Annotated in this window: 17 protein-coding genes and 1 tRNA gene; 9 read left to right on the forward strand and 9 right to left on the reverse strand. The window is 66.7% G+C overall.

Annotation, left to right across the window (positions count from 1 at the left end; all coding sequences use genetic code 11):
• Positions 1 to 5 precede the first annotated feature (5 nt).
• Both ACZ42X_RS06005 and ACZ42X_RS06010 read right to left on the reverse strand, forming a co-directional pair.
• Positions 6 to 203: an MbtH family protein gene (locus ACZ42X_RS06005; RefSeq protein ID WP_361419119.1), complete on the reverse strand. Its 198-nt coding sequence runs from the start codon at positions 201 to 203 to the stop codon at positions 6 to 8.
• Complete coding sequence (locus ACZ42X_RS06010) at positions 200 to 1,525, reverse strand: MFS transporter (protein ID WP_468284754.1); 1,326 nt, start codon at positions 1,523 to 1,525, stop codon at positions 200 to 202. The genes ACZ42X_RS06005 and ACZ42X_RS06010 overlap by 4 nt, the downstream gene beginning before the upstream one ends.
• Before the next feature lie 220 nt (positions 1,526 to 1,745).
• Between ACZ42X_RS06010 and ACZ42X_RS06015 the strand changes: the two genes are divergently transcribed.
• The 3 genes from ACZ42X_RS06015 to ACZ42X_RS06025 are packed head-to-tail and all read left to right on the forward strand — an operon-like array spanning position 1,746 to position 4,011.
• A complete protein-coding gene (locus ACZ42X_RS06015; RefSeq protein WP_468284756.1) occupies positions 1,746 to 2,489 on the forward strand; it encodes a thioesterase II family protein in 744 nt (247 codons plus the stop codon).
• Positions 2,489 to 3,322, forward strand: a complete 834-nt coding sequence (locus ACZ42X_RS06020) for a metallophosphoesterase family protein (RefSeq protein ID WP_468284758.1) — start codon at positions 2,489 to 2,491, stop codon at positions 3,320 to 3,322. The genes ACZ42X_RS06015 and ACZ42X_RS06020 overlap by 1 nt, the downstream gene beginning before the upstream one ends.
• Positions 3,319 to 4,011: a 4'-phosphopantetheinyl transferase family protein gene (locus ACZ42X_RS06025; RefSeq protein WP_468284760.1), complete on the forward strand. Its 693-nt coding sequence runs from the start codon at positions 3,319 to 3,321 to the stop codon at positions 4,009 to 4,011. The genes ACZ42X_RS06020 and ACZ42X_RS06025 overlap by 4 nt, the downstream gene beginning before the upstream one ends.
• 239 nt (positions 4,012 to 4,250) lie before the next feature.
• Here ACZ42X_RS06025 and ACZ42X_RS06030 read toward each other — a convergent pair whose 3' ends face one another.
• The 3 genes from ACZ42X_RS06030 to ACZ42X_RS06040 all read right to left on the reverse strand — a co-directional run bounded on the left by ACZ42X_RS06030 (position 4,251) and on the right by ACZ42X_RS06040 (position 5,444).
• Positions 4,251 to 4,700 carry a hypothetical protein gene (locus ACZ42X_RS06030; protein ID WP_468284762.1) on the reverse strand — a complete coding sequence of 150 codons (450 nt, stop codon included), beginning with the start codon at positions 4,698 to 4,700 and terminating at the stop codon, positions 4,251 to 4,253.
• 209 nt (positions 4,701 to 4,909) lie between these two features.
• Complete coding sequence (locus tag ACZ42X_RS06035) at positions 4,910 to 5,089, reverse strand: hypothetical protein (protein WP_468284764.1); 180 nt, start codon at positions 5,087 to 5,089, stop codon at positions 4,910 to 4,912.
• A 272-nt stretch (positions 5,090 to 5,361) separates the two neighbouring features.
• Positions 5,362 to 5,444, reverse strand: a tRNA-Arg gene (locus tag ACZ42X_RS06040).
• A 189-nt stretch (positions 5,445 to 5,633) separates the two neighbouring features.
• Here ACZ42X_RS06040 and ACZ42X_RS06045 point away from each other — a divergent pair.
• Positions 5,634 to 5,864, forward strand: a complete 231-nt coding sequence (locus ACZ42X_RS06045) for a hypothetical protein (RefSeq protein ID WP_468285613.1) — start codon at positions 5,634 to 5,636, stop codon at positions 5,862 to 5,864.
• Between the two features lie 275 nt (positions 5,865 to 6,139).
• On the opposite strand, the gene ACZ42X_RS06050 is transcribed toward ACZ42X_RS06045, so the two are convergent.
• Positions 6,140 to 6,928, reverse strand: a complete 789-nt coding sequence (locus tag ACZ42X_RS06050) for a hypothetical protein (protein ID WP_468284766.1) — start codon at positions 6,926 to 6,928, stop codon at positions 6,140 to 6,142.
• Between the two features lie 127 nt (positions 6,929 to 7,055).
• Complete coding sequence (locus tag ACZ42X_RS06055) at positions 7,056 to 8,369, reverse strand: DNA cytosine methyltransferase (RefSeq protein ID WP_468284768.1); 1,314 nt, start codon at positions 8,367 to 8,369, stop codon at positions 7,056 to 7,058.
• Between the two features lie 1,253 nt (positions 8,370 to 9,622).
• Between ACZ42X_RS06055 and ACZ42X_RS06060 the strand changes: the two genes are divergently transcribed.
• Positions 9,623 to 9,871 carry an HNH endonuclease signature motif containing protein gene (locus ACZ42X_RS06060; protein ID WP_468285615.1) on the forward strand — a complete coding sequence of 83 codons (249 nt, stop codon included), beginning with the start codon at positions 9,623 to 9,625 and terminating at the stop codon, positions 9,869 to 9,871.
• A gap of 495 nt (positions 9,872 to 10,366) precedes the next feature.
• A complete protein-coding gene (locus ACZ42X_RS06065) occupies positions 10,367 to 10,927 on the forward strand; it encodes an HDIG domain-containing metalloprotein (RefSeq protein ID WP_468284770.1) in 561 nt (186 codons plus the stop codon).
• Here ACZ42X_RS06065 and ACZ42X_RS06070 read toward each other — a convergent pair.
• Both ACZ42X_RS06070 and ACZ42X_RS06075 read right to left on the reverse strand, forming a co-directional pair.
• A complete protein-coding gene (locus tag ACZ42X_RS06070) occupies positions 10,915 to 11,385 on the reverse strand; it encodes an NUDIX hydrolase (RefSeq protein ID WP_359191878.1) in 471 nt (156 codons plus the stop codon). The genes ACZ42X_RS06065 and ACZ42X_RS06070 overlap by 13 nt on opposite strands.
• A gap of 47 nt (positions 11,386 to 11,432) precedes the next feature.
• A complete protein-coding gene (locus ACZ42X_RS06075) occupies positions 11,433 to 12,164 on the reverse strand; it encodes an XRE family transcriptional regulator (protein WP_359191875.1) in 732 nt (243 codons plus the stop codon).
• Between the two features lie 156 nt (positions 12,165 to 12,320).
• Here ACZ42X_RS06075 and ACZ42X_RS06080 point away from each other — a divergent pair, with 156 nt between their 5' ends.
• Genes ACZ42X_RS06080 through ACZ42X_RS06090 form a run of 3 tightly spaced genes read left to right on the forward strand, consistent with a single transcriptional unit; the run spans position 12,321 to position 14,254 of the window.
• On the forward strand, positions 12,321 to 12,677 hold the full coding sequence (locus ACZ42X_RS06080) for an SCO3933 family regulatory protein (RefSeq protein ID WP_133887363.1): 357 nt from the start codon (positions 12,321 to 12,323) through the stop codon (positions 12,675 to 12,677).
• Between the two features lie 3 nt (positions 12,678 to 12,680).
• Complete coding sequence (locus ACZ42X_RS06085; RefSeq protein ID WP_391393123.1) at positions 12,681 to 14,036, forward strand: FtsK/SpoIIIE domain-containing protein; 1,356 nt, start codon at positions 12,681 to 12,683, stop codon at positions 14,034 to 14,036.
• Between the two features lie 20 nt (positions 14,037 to 14,056).
• The gene (locus ACZ42X_RS06090) at positions 14,057 to 14,254 is read left to right on the forward strand and encodes a hypothetical protein (RefSeq protein WP_391393121.1); all 198 of its coding nucleotides are present in this window, start codon (positions 14,057 to 14,059) and stop codon (positions 14,252 to 14,254) included.
• Positions 14,255 to 14,264: the final 10 nt, after the last annotated feature.

Raw genomic sequence — 14,264 nt, forward strand, 5'->3', positions numbered from 1 at the left:
GCCGGTCACACCGGCCGCAGGTCGGTCCAGTGCTCCTCCACGTACGCGAGGGCGTCCGTGCGGGGGCTCGCCCCGAGGGCGACGGTCCACCCCGCAGGGACGTCGATCCCGTCGGGCCACAGCGAGTGCTGCCCCTCGGCGTTGACGAGGACGAGATACAGCCCCTCCTCGTCCTCGAACGGATTGGTCCGTACGTCGCTCATCCCTCTTCCCCCTTCTCCGGCTTCTCGGGCTCGGCGTCCGGAAGCAGTACGTCGATCTCGCGTATGGAGCGCCGCGCGAGCCCCCACAGGGCCACGGCGACGCCCAGCAGCCCGGCGATGAGCAGCATCCCCGCCATGCCGCTGCCGGGCCCGTCCCCGAGGACCGGCCCGAGCACCGTGAACAGCCCGGTCCCGGCGCCCGCCTGCGGCTCGAAGACGGTGTCGGCGAGCGGCCCGGACACGCCGGTGGCGATCGGCACGGAGAGCTGCGACAGGAACATGACGGCGCCGAAGACCCGGCCGTGCCACTCCGGCTCCACCTTGGTCTGCACGAGGGAGTGCATGGCGCCGTTGATGAGCGGCATGAGCAGCGCGCCGGCGAAAATGGCCGCGCACCAGCCCACGACCCCGTCGGCCAGGGCCATCGCCACCTGCGAGGTCAGGCACATGCCGACGATGCCGAGCATCATGCCGCGCCCCCGGTCCCGCGGCCCGCCCCAGGTGGCCATGAGCAGCCCGCCCGCGACGCCGCCGACGCCGATGGCGGTGTTGACGGCGGCGAGCGCGGCGGCCTCGTTCCCGGTGCGGGCGAGCACCATGGGCTGTACGGCGGCGAACCCGAAGACCATCACCAGGTTCACCACGCAGAACGTCAGCATCAGATCGCGCAGGCTCGGCTGCCGGAACAGGTGCCGCAGCCCGGCCACCGCGTCCCGGAGGATCCGCTTCCGCCCGGTGGCCGCCGTGCGCGCCTTCCTCGCGTCCCCCGCGAACCGCACGAGCCGGATGGTGACGAGCGCGAGGACGAAACTGATCAGGTCGGCGACGAGCACAACGCCGACCCCGGACAGGGCGACGAGCACGCCGCCCAGCGCGGGCCCGCCCACCTCGGCGGTGCTCTTGGCGCTCGCCAGCAGGCCGTTGGCCCGCTGGAGCTGGTCCGTACGCACCAGCATGGGCACGGCGGAGGCCATCGCCGGGAACTGGAAGGCCGCGCTCACCCCGAGGAGGGCGACGGCCGGATACACCTGCCAGGCCTGCAGTCCGCCCCCGGCGAAGTGCACGGCACACAGGGCGGCGACGACCACGAGTCCGCCGCCGTCGGCGAGTTGGAGGGCGGTCCGCTTGCTGGACCGGTCGATCAGCGCTCCGGCGACGGGGCTGAGCACCACCTGCGGCAGCAGGGCGCACAGCGAGAGCAGGGTGACGGCGGTCGCCCGTTCACCGGCCGACCAGGCCTCGATGACGAAGGCGAACCGGAGCACGGAGTTGCCGACCAGCGACACGACCTGCCCGGCCCAGATGACCGAGAAACCCCCCATCCCTGCGAAGCGACCGGGACGGGGAGCTTGTGACTCGGCGCCGCCCTTGACACGTAAGGACTTGTGCATGACGACCCCGACGTCCGATCAGGTTCCGTTGACGGTTCCTCAGCGGCTCGAACTTTCGCACACGAGAACGACTCGATCAACCGTTCGCCGGAGGAACGGCGGCGGCCTCGGTAATGTGAGGGCCAGCCATCGGGGAAACGGGGAAAAGCACATGGCCAGTGACTGGTTCCGGCGGTTCGCGACGACGCCCGGCAGCGGCGTACGGCTGTTCTGCTTCCCGCACGCGGGCGGCGCGGCCGGTGCCTACCTGGCGCTGAGCCGGCGGCTGGCACCGGAGTTCGACGTGCTGGCGGCCCAGTACCCGGGCCGGCAGGACCGCCGCGACGAGCCACCGCTGGAGGACGTCGGCAGCCTGGTCGAGGCCCTGGCCGACCAACTGAAACCCCTGTGCGACGACGGCCGGCCGTACGCCTTCCTCGGCCACAGCATGGGCGCGCTCGTCGCGTACGAACTCACCCGCGCCCTGGACGGCCGCGGACTGCCCGGCCCCCGGCACCTGTTCCTGTCGGGTCGGTCCGCACCGGAGCGGCACGCCACCGGGACCGACCTGCTCGACACCGACGAGAAGATCCTCGCGAGGATCCGCCTGCTCGGAGGCACCGCCGGGGAGATCCTCGACGAACCCGAACTGATGGAGCTCGTCATGCCGCCCCTGCGCGCCGACTACCGCGCGCTGCGCTCGTACGCCTGGCAGCCCGGCCCGCCGCTGCGCACCCCGCTGACCGTCCTGGTCGGCGACAGCGACCCGGTGGTCCCGGTCGACGCCGCGGCGGCGTGGCGCGAACACACGACGGCCGGCAGCGACCTGCGGGTCCTGCCGGGCGGCCACTTCTACCTCGACCACCACACCGACGCGGTGGCCGGCATCATCCGTACGCGACTGGAGGCCGTCTGATGGCCGGCAGGCTCCTCGCGGTCAGCGACCTGCACGTACGGCACGGCGAGAACCGGGCGGTCGTCGAGAAGCTGCGGCCGGAGACGGACGACGACTGGCTCCTGGTGGCCGGTGACGTCAGCGAGTCGGTCGAGGACGTCGCCTGGGCGCTCGGCGTGCTCCGCGACCGGTTCGCCCACGTGGTCTGGGCCCCCGGCAACCACGAACTGTGGACGACCCCCTCCGACGCCGTACAACTGCGCGGCGAGGAGCGCTACCTCCACCTCGTCGAACTGTGCCGCAGCCTCGGCGTCACCACCCCCGAGGACCCGTACCGGGTGTGGGAGGGCGAGGGCGGCCCGGCGGTGATCGCGCCGCTGTTCCTGCTGTACGACTACACCTACCGCCCCGAGGGCGCCCGCACCCAGGAGGAGGCCCTGCGGATCGCCGAGCGGGCCGGGATCGTCGGCACCGACGAGTACTACCTCCACCCCGACCCGTACCCGAGCCGGGAGGCCTGGTGCCGCGCCCGCGTCACCGCCACGGCGGCCCGGCTCGCGCAGCTCTCGCCGGACCTGCCGACGGTCCTGGTCAACCACTTCCCCCTCGTACGCGAACCCACCCGGGCCCTGCGCTACCCCGAGTTCGCCCTGTGGTGCGGCACCGAGGCCACGGAGGACTGGCCGGTCCGCCACCGCGCGGCCGCGGTGGTCTACGGCCACCTCCACATCCCGCGCCTCATCCACCGGGACGGCGTACCGCACCACGAGGTGTCGCTCGGCTACCCCCGCGAGTGGAAGCCCCGCGGCGGCGCGGAGTACCGGCCCGTACGCGTCCTGGGACACCCGGAATGATCGAATCCCTCCTCCCCGCCTCGGTCGTCGCGGTCGAATCCTTCACCGACGACACCGCCGACTCCCTCTTCCCGGAAGAGGCGGCCCTGGTGGCGAACGCCGTCGAGCCACGCCGCCGCGAGTTCGCCACCACCCGCCGCTGCGCCCGCGAGGCCCTCGCCAAACTCGGCGCCCCGCCGGCCCCGCTCCTCCGCGACCCCAAGGGCGCCCCCCAGTGGCCGTCGGGCTTCATCGGCTCGATCACCCACTGCGCCGGCTACCGCGCGGCCGCGGTGACCCGCGCCGACGCCCTCACGGCCCTCGGCATCGACGCGGAACCAAACCTCCCGCTCCCCGCCGACGGCGTCCTCGACCTGGTCACCCTCCCCGAGGAACGCCGCCACCTGACCTCCCTGGCCTCACGCCACCCCGAGGTCCAGTGGGACCGCCTCCTCTTCAGCGCCAAGGAGACGGTCTACAAGGTCTGGTACCCCCTGACCCACCGCTGGCTCGACTTCCACGAGGCCACCCTGACCCTGCACCCGACCACCTCCACCTTCACGGCCCGCATCCTGGTCCCGTCGCCGTTCCCGACGCTGACGGGGACGTGGCTGTGCCGGGAGGGGCTGCTGGTGACGGCGGCGACGATCACTTCCAGCCACTACACGTCGACGCACACACCGACACCAGGACCCGCCACGTCTTCTTGAAGGAGCCCTTCACGGACTTGGTGTCCACCTTTGGACACGCGCTCCCGCTGATCACACTGGCCCGCCCGCTCAGTAACGCCCGCGCAGATCACCCGTACCCCGCGGCGGGCCTGCCGTCCGAGCCCGTGCCGATCCATCACCCGGCGCGGTTCGTGGAGTACCGGCTCAGCCACCTCAGCCGCCACCGCTTCCCTCGGAATGCGCGGACTGCCGTCACGACACCGGCGCAGCCGCCTGACTCAGGTCCCCTTCACCACCGCCAGATGGTGCCGGAGTTCATCGGCCACCCGCTCCGCGTCCCCGTCGGCCGGAAGTCGCCAGTCCGACTCGATGCCCCGCTCCACGGCCGGCTCACTGCTGAAGCGGATGAGATTGCGGGCGGGTAGGTATCCGTCCCGCAGCCAGACCAGGAAGGGAGCCGCCGCACCCGCTGTCGTGTCCGCGAGCATCACGCAGTCACGCCCGTGGACCGTGGCCGCACCGTCGTACTCGGTGCCGTCCTCGGTGACCGCCCAGAAGGAGAGGTACGGCTCGCCCTGATGCGTGCGGTCCTGGCGGACCTTGTAACGGGCCTCGTGGAACGCCTCCCTAAGAGCTTCGCCCAGGCCGGCTAGTTCCAGCCCCCAGGCATGGGGCTCCCGCTCCGGCGCGTAGAACAGGAAGGTGGTCGGGTCGTCGTCGTGCGTCATGTGGGAATCGTCCTTCCTCGGCGCTGGATCACTTCACGTACCGGGCCGAGCCGGCGACCTGCTGGAGGGTGGCCGTACGACCCACGGCACACCTGCATCACGGCCTGGCTGAACGCGGGCGTTCCCGGGCTGCATCGACGGCCACGAGGAGCTGAACAACCGGAGGGTCGAGCAGGCGATGGGACGGGGACTAGGCCGTGTCCGGCGGATCATGCTGCGGGGCCGAGGGGCTGGAGGTCGTAAAGGCAGGAGCGGTCGTCCTTGAAGCTGCGCCAGACGGTGGCCGGGGGTTCGGGTTCGTCAGCGTGGCTGTTGAGCGGATGGGCGGTGATGAGGCCGTCAGCGATCTCGCAGTGCCAGCCGTCGGCCGGCGACCAGACGCACCACATGGCTTCCCGGAATCCACCGGTGCCCCCAGCCCTCGCGCCCTGCTCAGTATTGTCCTCGCCAGGGAGGCCAACGCTCGCGGGTCACGTACGAGTGCCTTTAGGTGGCCGGCGCTGGCGCGGGGAGTCTGGTATCGACCGCACGTCTCACTCGCAACTCACTCGCGATCAGTGACACACAACGACAAAGAGCCGGACCCAGTGGGACTGGGTCCGGCTCTCAATGTCTGGCACTTCCGCAGGTCAGCGGGATGATCACGCTGTTCCGGCTTCTGTGCCCCCGGCAGGATTCGAACCTGCGCACACGGCTCCGGAGGCCGGTTCCCGAAAGAGTGTTTCTGCACGTCGGAGACACGGCATGCGAACTGTAGGGCCCTTTGGTCCACAGATGGTCCGAGAACTGGGAGGCCGCTGACCTCCGGAGCGTGTCCTACCAGCAGCAGGCTGCTATCGAGATTGCAACACCCCCGACGGCGGTTGTGCGTAGGGTATCGAGATGAGCCGTCCCTACGAGCCGTGGGCATCGAGCGCTGACGTGCGGGTCCGGATGCAGGGCAACCGCAGTCGGGATACGCGCCCGGAGCTTGCCCTGAGGCGAGCTATCCACGCACGTGGACTCCGGTATCGCGTTGGCGTTCGTCCACTGCCCAGCCTCCGGCGGACCGCCGACCTAGTGTTTACCCGATGTAAAGTAGCTGTATTTCTCGACGGCTGCTTCTGGCACGGCTGTCCTGAACATCACTCACTCGCGGCGACAAACAGTAGTTTCTGGGCATAGAAGGTGAGGAAGAATCGAGACCGGGACGCTGACACAAATCGTCGCCTGGCAGACGCGGGATGGCTGGTAATTCGCGTCTGGGAGCATGAAGATCCTTCGATCGCCGCTGAACGCGTTAGCGCTCTGGTGATGGAACGACGCAAAAATAGAGGATCTAGTCGACGCTGATTGAGAAGTTCAGGCGGAGGAACGGCGTCTTATGACAACCCGCACCAGATCCCCTTAACGTGGTGGTATCACCCTGCGCTGGGGATCTGGTGACTCGATCGGACTAACTAATCGGCCTCGGACTCAGGGCCTGCTGCGTCCTCATTGTCTTCGGAGTAGGGCTCGTATCCGGAGGCGTTCAGAGCTGCCAGGGCGCGCTTATGGCGCTCTGAGTCCTCATCCTTCCATGCCGACTTTGGCTGCATGGTGCGGCGAGCGATGAACTCCCAGTCCATCTGGTCTGAACCTTCCTCTGTTTGAAGGTAGGTCGCAACCAACAGTCTGAGGGCGTTGATGTGCACGGATGCGTCATGGCGCACCAGCTTGCCGGCTTCAGCAGCGATGGCCAGCGCGAGTTCCAGGGCCTGGTCTTGAGGAAGGTCGAACATCTGTGACCACGTCTCTGCTGACGAAGGCCGATGTACGCCGTCCTCAAAGGTGGACTCGCCTTTTCCTGTGAGGACTGAGTAGTTCAGATGGACGGCGCCGCTAGAGCGGTTCTGTCGGATAAGCTTTTCTGCTTTTCTGCCGTTCTGCTTGATTGACGCGATGATGTCTGAATTCCGCGTGACGGTACCGCTTTTGAGTGCGTACAGGTGATAGTCGCCGGTCAGCGGATCTACGCGTTGCGCGTCGACACCAGGGGTTGCGGACTTCTGAGCCGTCGGGCTTCCGTCGATTGCCATGGCCTCAAGGGCCCAGCCGCCGGCCGTGACGAAGTTCCTGCGAGCATAGTCTTCGACAAGGCGATCACTGCAGGCGGTGACGTCCATACCGCCAAACTCGACACGTCGAACGAAGGGATTAATACGGCCGATGATGGTATTCCTGTACTTAGGAATAGCCTTGCCGATCACGCGAATGTACCAGTAGTTGAACTGTCCCGCGAACCCTTTGACGCCGGCAACTATGTGGGCGTTAGAGGGCCCTCCCTGATCCTCCGATATCCCGCTTACATTCCTTACGTTAGCGGCGATTGCGAGATCAGATGATGGCAAAGAGGGTGTCACTATCAATATCCTTGTTATTGAGTGTGAACCATACGTGATCTGGCCGGATCTTGACGTTCAGTGTGAATTTGTGGCCGTTTTCCTTGTCTGGAATTACCCAGCCGTGAGTGCCGATACGACGATTAGCGGATGTCTTTCGCCAGTCAGGAGGTGAGGGCTTCGAGTCCTTACGAGTCACCAGGAAGTCAGAGATGTGCCGACCGAGGGCAGCTCCGAGGAGTGGTGGTACCGCATTGCCGATCTGTTGGTACTGGGATCGTGGCTTCCCTGCGAAACGCGTCCCAGATGGAAAGCTCTGAGCGGCTGCGCACTCGTTTACCGACAGGCACCGGGTCTCGTCCGGATGGATGAGGGCAGTGGAAGAGTGATCCGGCATGCCCAAAATGGTGGGTGTAGGACTGTCCCAAGACAGCCGACGCCACCAACCACTTTTGCCCCCTGTTGCCTCATATGCCTTTCCCATGGTGCTGATTTGCATTTCCTTGGGAAGGTCGCGCCAGTTTCCGCCTGCTGGAATTTTCTCGTAAACAGCAGTTTTTCGGGAACTTAGAGGCTGAACGGGGCCAAGTTCTTCGATATCGCCCAGGGCTTCTTTCAGCGTCTTGACAGGTGGAAGTCCCGGCTGCCCGTACTGAGGTGCGGGGAGATAGCAGGGAGTCTTTCCCTTGACGCCGATGATGATGGAGCGCTGCCGCATTTGGGGAACCCCGTAATCGGCGGCTTCTGCCAACCCCCACGTTGTGGTGTAGCCACGGTCGGCTAGCTCGTTCAACAGCCAGTGGAGGAAGGATCCCTTACGCTCGTCAAAGCTGAGCTCTCCGGCATCGGCGTTCCTCAGCTTCAGTGGCCGGTGCTGCAGCGCTGCTGACAACAGCCCGTCGACGTTCTCAATGAGCAGTGCTTTGGGGGAGAACTCGTCGACGTACTGCAAGTAGGTGGGCCACACCTCGACGGCGCGACGGTCGGTCAAGGCCTGACGGAGTCCATGAGTTGTAAACGGCTGGCACGGCGGCCCACCTGCAATAAGGGGCAACTCGCCTTTTTTGAGGCCAAGTTGCTTACGAAGCTCCTGCGGCGATTGCTCTTCGATCCGCTTCGGAATGATGAGGGTGGGTTGAGCGTCGGCGTCCGCGGCTGCGCGTCGCTCAGCCGCCAGTCGTAGCGTGCCAACGGCGTCGGCGTCACACTCAATCTGGGCGAGGGGGCGCCAGCCGGCTGCTTCCAAGCCCAGGTCCAAACCACCTGCACCGGTGAAGAGCGATACGAATGCTTGTGTTGCCGTGGCCACTGAGTGTGTCCTCCTGGGATCTGGTGCAGGGGACATCTTAGGTCAGCTACTGAGCTTCATGGTCGAGAAGATGAAATCTGTGCCTGCTGCCGCCCACGGTGGACTGGGTAGCTGGCGTCACTGTGTGTGGTCACCTCGGCGCAGTGGGTTCCGCATCTGTGTTGCGTGACTGTAACGCCAGAGCTTCAGCCCCTCAGCGGCCGACACGTCGCGATGCCCAGGGTCTCTGTTTGGCCACGGTGATGTGCTGCCGCCTTATCGATCAACGCACTAACTGCTGCTGGGCTGCCGGTAGCTGTAGACATCTGTCACCATGGGCCCCTTTTACGGCCCAAGCTTCGGGCTGCAAGGTGGCGGCAGGCAACGCTTGCTGCGGAGCACCGCTGGGATCCGCGCGTGGGGGTTGGGGCTGACGTCTTGCGGCGGATGTCAACGATGGCAGGGAGGGGCGGTGAGAGCGCCTGTAGCGAAGGGCAGCGGCCCCCGACTCGCTCCCAGGCTCTGTCAGGGATGGCCGCTAGCCTGCGGAGGATCTGGTTGACGTAGGTCGTTCAATCGAGCCGTCCGAGGAGGAGTTGAGATGGGGACTGCATCCATCTGCCAAGCTGAGGGAGTCGGCTGGTCGTGTGATCGGTACTGCTACGGGAAACAACCTTTTTGCCTCGGGCACTACCGGCAGAACAGGAAGGGGAAGCCGCTCTCACCTATCAGGATTCATGGCGAGAGTCTCAAATGCCGAGCAGGGGGTGACGGGTGGACATGCTTGCGAGATGTGGTTGCCAATGGGTTCTGTGATTTGCATTACCGACAAGATAGGCTGGGTAGAGGCCTGAAGGAGATCACCACCCCTAGAAAAAAAGGGCACGTGTAAGGCGTCGGGTGAAGAGTGGAAGTGTGAACAGCCGGAAAAATCGCTTGGTTTTTGCAGTGCGCATTACAGGCAACAGAGGCTCGGGCAATCGCTGAAGCCGCTTCGCGTGAGAAGGTCAAATACTGGAACGTGTAGCGCGCGCGGGGACGGGTGGGTGTGCAGCAAGCCGAGCCGTTCAATGGGTCTGTGCTCGGGCCATTATGCCCAGACCGGTAAAGGTCGAGAGCTGAGCGACTTGGTCCCCCAAGCTACCGGGTTGAATAATCGCGCGAGGGTCGAATGGTACCGGGACCACAAGAGCGTGGTCACCGCAGATGGTTGCTGGGAGGTGACTTCCACCGGCCCCAATGGGTATCGGCAAGTAAACACGAGCGGCGGAAAAATGAAGCTTCTGCACGTTCTTGCGTATGAAGAATTTTGCGGTCCCACTCTAGGGTTTCCCGTGCATCATAAGTGCGCAAAGCCTGCTTGCTTTAACCCGGAACACCTTCAGCTGGTCACTCAGCGGGAGAATATAGCGGAGATGCTGGAGAGGAACGCTTACATCAAGCGAATAGAGGAACTTGAAGACCGCGTTCGGTACTTGGAAGGATTGCTTAGTGCCAGGAAGGGTGGCGAGGTGATCGCCTAGGTCGGTGGAGCGGCTTTGGGCTGGAGCTGCTTTGGCGCGAGTGATCATGGCCCCGTAAGCTTCCGGCGCGTCGGGCAGTCTGTGGACCTGCCCGGTAAAGCACGACGTTGGGGCCATGATCTTCGAGGCTCGCGCCAAAGTGGCTGCCTAAAGCCGTGGAGCCGACCGCCCCAGCCACGACGGTGTTCTGACCTCGGCTGGGCCGTCTCACCCTTACCCCGGCCTGGTCTTCGCCCCCTTGTGGGCGCGGACGGGCGACGGCGCGCGGCCCCGGTGACGAAGGCAAGGAGGGGCGGCGCGACGGCGACCGGCCGGCGCCGCCGCGCTGTGCGCGGCACCTCCGATCTGTGATCGGACTGCTTGCAGTTCAGGAGGCCGGGAGCAACGGCGAGCGAAGCGAGCCCTTGATGATGTAGGGAAACTCTTACCGCGCCATGCCTGAGCGGCTGATCCCGGGGTGTCGGCAACGCGTTGATCTGGGCTACCGTGCGGTCTATGCCCTCTGGACTGGACACGCCTCACGGCGCGGCTGAACTGGCTGAGTCGCTCTTGCCGCCGCTTGGGAACCGCTGGCTGCACACTCAGGCGGTGGCGGCCAGGGCAAGCGAGGCATCCGCGGCTGTGTCCCAAGAGGACCGTGATCTGCTGGTCGCCGCTGCCTGGCTGCACGACATCGGCTACGCCCCGGAGCTGCGGGACACGGGATTCCACCCGCTCGATGGTGCTCGTCACCTGGAAGCCCTCGGGGCGCCCTCTCGGCTCGTCCGCCTCGTTGCCCATCACTCTGGGGCCGTGTACGAGGCTGAACAGCGCGGCCTGTCTGCTGCGCTTGACGCGTATGAGCGGGAGGACTCTCCCGTCCTCGACGCGCTGATCTACGCGGACATGACGACTGGGCCGGCCGGACAGTCCTTCGACTTCGATCACCGGATTGACGAGATCCTGGTGCGGTACGAGCCGGGCAGTGAAGTGCACAACGCGATTAGCAAGGCGCGTCCGTACCTCGGGGCTGCCGTTGAGCGGACGCGCTCTCGCCTCGCTGGTCAGCCGACGTAGGGATCGGGGTTATCGGTCAGCCCGCGGTCGATCCGCATCCGCATCGACGGGTGGATGTTGAGGCCGTCCAGTTGGCTGGGGTGGACGAACGCCACTTCCTTGCTCTCGCTGCTCGTACGCAGTTCGCCGCCCACGATGCGGGCGCGGAAGCAGATCGAGAACTGTTGGCGCACCTCGCCATCGTCGTACGCCATGACGTGCGCCGGGTTGGTGTAGATGCCGACCAGTCCCGTCACCTCGACGTCGAAGCCGGTCTCTTCCTTGGTTTCGCGCACGGCAGCATCGGGCGCTGACTCGCCGACGTCCACGCCACCGCCGGGGAGCGCCCACAGGTTGTTGTCCGTCTTGTGGATCAGCAAGACTTCGCCGGCATCGTTGAGCGCCACTGCGGTGACGGACGGAACGATGCTGTTCGCCTTCGGGGCGTTCGGATCGTTGAAGTAGTCGACTCGGGCCATGTCCCAAGCCTTGCACGCTCCGTGAGGTGGTCGCGTGCCGTGGCTGCCTACTCGGGCCGGCCGCGCTCCCATGCGTAGTCGAAACTCCGCATGTAGTGCCGAAAGGTCCGGGCTCCCGGGATGTAGCGGAAGTGCAGCACCGGGTTCTGCCCCGCGGGCGCTCCGAGTACGTGCGGGTTCACCAACACGTCGTCGTCGAACCGGTAGATCGAGTTGTAGAGGATCGTGTCGTGAAGCCGGACGTCGACGCCCGGCGTCGTAAGTGCCGGTTCGAGGTATCGCCGGGTGATCCTGGCGCGGGCGGCGAGATCGTCACCGATGCCCTCCTCCTCGCCGCGTTGGCGGACCATCTCCGAGTTCGGGTCACCGAGCAGGATGCGAACCTGCCCGCCGGCCTTCGCTTTCTCTGCCAACAGGTCTGGGAGGTCCGGGTGGCTGTCGAAGAGGAACAGTCCCGCGTACACGAGGATGTCTACGTGGTCCCGCGCCTTCTCGATCAGCGATGACCACAGTGTGGCTGGCACTGCCCCACGATGCGGGTAGTACGTGATCAGCTCGGAAGTGCTCGCCGACTCGGCTTGCTTCTGAACGCCGGGCCAGATGTAGACCTCGTCGACGCCCAGGAAACTCGCGGCCTTCCAACGATGTCCCCTGTGCGGCGTGCGGTCCGTTGTGATCCACCGTTCCACGCTCTTGGGGTCCACCCCGACGTGCTGTGCCACGGACTGGATCGTCTCGCCCTTCGCTGAAATCGCCGCGCGCAGACGCTCGTTCGCCATGACGTGTCCTTCCACGGACGCCGTAGGGACGTTTTGACGATAGCTCAGACGTCCCCAAACGTCCATACGGACCGTGATGCGTCCACCACCTCTCGCGGTCTCCTGATCTCACCGCCGGATGGCGGCTCAACTCTCGTTAGATCAGGAGAACAGACGATGCGTCAGATTCCCGTCGACACCTCCACCGCCACCGTGATGGTGGCCCAGTCCCCCCAGCCGAAGGTGAAGGACCGCCGTACCGGCGAGCGTGCGATGGACGCCGAGACCGGCGCCGCGCTGTCGACCGTGGACGTGATGTTCGCGGCCAACGGTGAGGTCGAGATCCTGTCCGTGACCGTCCCCGAGTCCGGCATCTCCGGTGACTTGATGATGGGCACCCCGGTCGCGCTGACGGGGCTCATCGCCCGGCCGTGGGAGAACGAGTTCAACGGCCAGAAGCGCCACGGCATCGCCTTCCGCGCGGTCGCCGTGACCTCCCTCGCCGCCGGCGCCTCGTCCTCGAAGGCGGCCTGAGCCATGACGTGGCTGATCGTCGCTCTAGTGCTGGTCGTCGCCGCTGCGGGTCTCCTGCGGTGGCGGCGCCCCGCCTGGTACTGGCTGACCTTCGGGGTCACCCTCGCCGCTCTGCGGGTCCTGGTCCGCTACGGCTCGGTCATGGATGCCTGCGGGCTCACGGTCCCGGCCCCGCGCTGGCGCCTGACCCTGGCCCGGATGACCAACCGGCCGATTCCCGGCCCTCGTGCCCCGCGCGTCCTGCGGGTGCGGGTGACCCGTACCGGTCTGGTGCTGCGGCTCAAGCTGCGGCCCGGTCAGGACGCCTTCGACGTGGCGGCGTCGTGTGACCGGCTGCGGCACTCGTTCGCCGTGTACGGCGTCACCTCCCGTGAGCTGCGCTCGGGTGTGGTTGAGCTGCGGATGACCGGTTACGACGTGCTCAAGCGGGTGCAAATGCCGGCGCACGTCGACACCCGGCCGATGCGGGTCCCGGTTGCCCTGCGCGAGGACGGGGCCGTGCACTACCGGGACTACCGCACGGTCCCGCACGGGCTGACCCTCGGGGCCACGGAGTCCGGCAAGTCGGTCTATCAGCGCACCCTCGTGGCCGCGCTCGCGCCGCAACGGGTCGCCCTGGTCGGCATCGACTGCAAGCAGGGCGTGGAGCTGTTCCCGCTGGCCCGCCGGTTCTCCGCGCTCGCCGACAACCCCGACACCGCCGCCGAACTCCTCGACGCCCTCGTGTCCCACATGCAGGACGTGTATCAGCTCATCCGGTCTCACCAACGGATCACCGCCGACGTGCCGGATGCCGAGATCGCCGCCGACATCTGGGACCTGCCCGAAGACCTGCGCCCGGTGCCGATCGTGGTCCTGGTCGACGAGGTCGCCGAACTCGCCCTCTTTGCCACCAGGGACGACGAGAAGCGCCGCGATCGGATCATCACCGCGCTCGCCCGGCTCGCTCAGCTCGGCCGTGCCGCCGGCGTCTACCTGGAGATCTGCGGGCAGCGTTTCGGATCCGAACTCGGCAAGGGCATCACGATGCTCCGTGCCCAGCTCACCGGCCGGACCGCGCACCGGGTCAACGATGAATCGTCGGCGAACATGGCCTTCGGCGACATCGCCCCGGATGCCGTTGTGGCCGCGATCCAGATTCCCACCGACACGCCCGGCGTCGCTGTCACCGGTGACTCGTCCGGCGGCTGGGCCCGCATCCGCGCCCCGCACACCTCGCTGCGGCAGGCCGTGAACGTCTGCAACCGGCACGCCGACCTGACCCCGGACCTGCCCGCCCTCGCGCCGTTCCGGCCCGCCCTCGGCGCCCTCGCACCGGTTCCGGCCCCGGCTGTCGAGTCGGCCCCGGCCGCCGCCTGACCCCGCCCGGGAGGCATCCCATGCCCACCGCGAAGAAGCCCACCACCCGCCGCAGGAACACGCCGCCGGCGCCGGAACCCGCGAAGTGCCCCGACTGCGACGGCAAGGGCGAGACCCGCGAAACCGTCCGCGTCGGCGCCCGCAAGGGCCGTGTGACCGACGACCACCAAACCGCCCTGTGCCTCACCTGCTGGGGCACCGGCCACGCCACCGACTGACCAGGAAGGG

This window comes from Streptomyces sp. NPDC030862 (genome assembly GCF_055571835.1).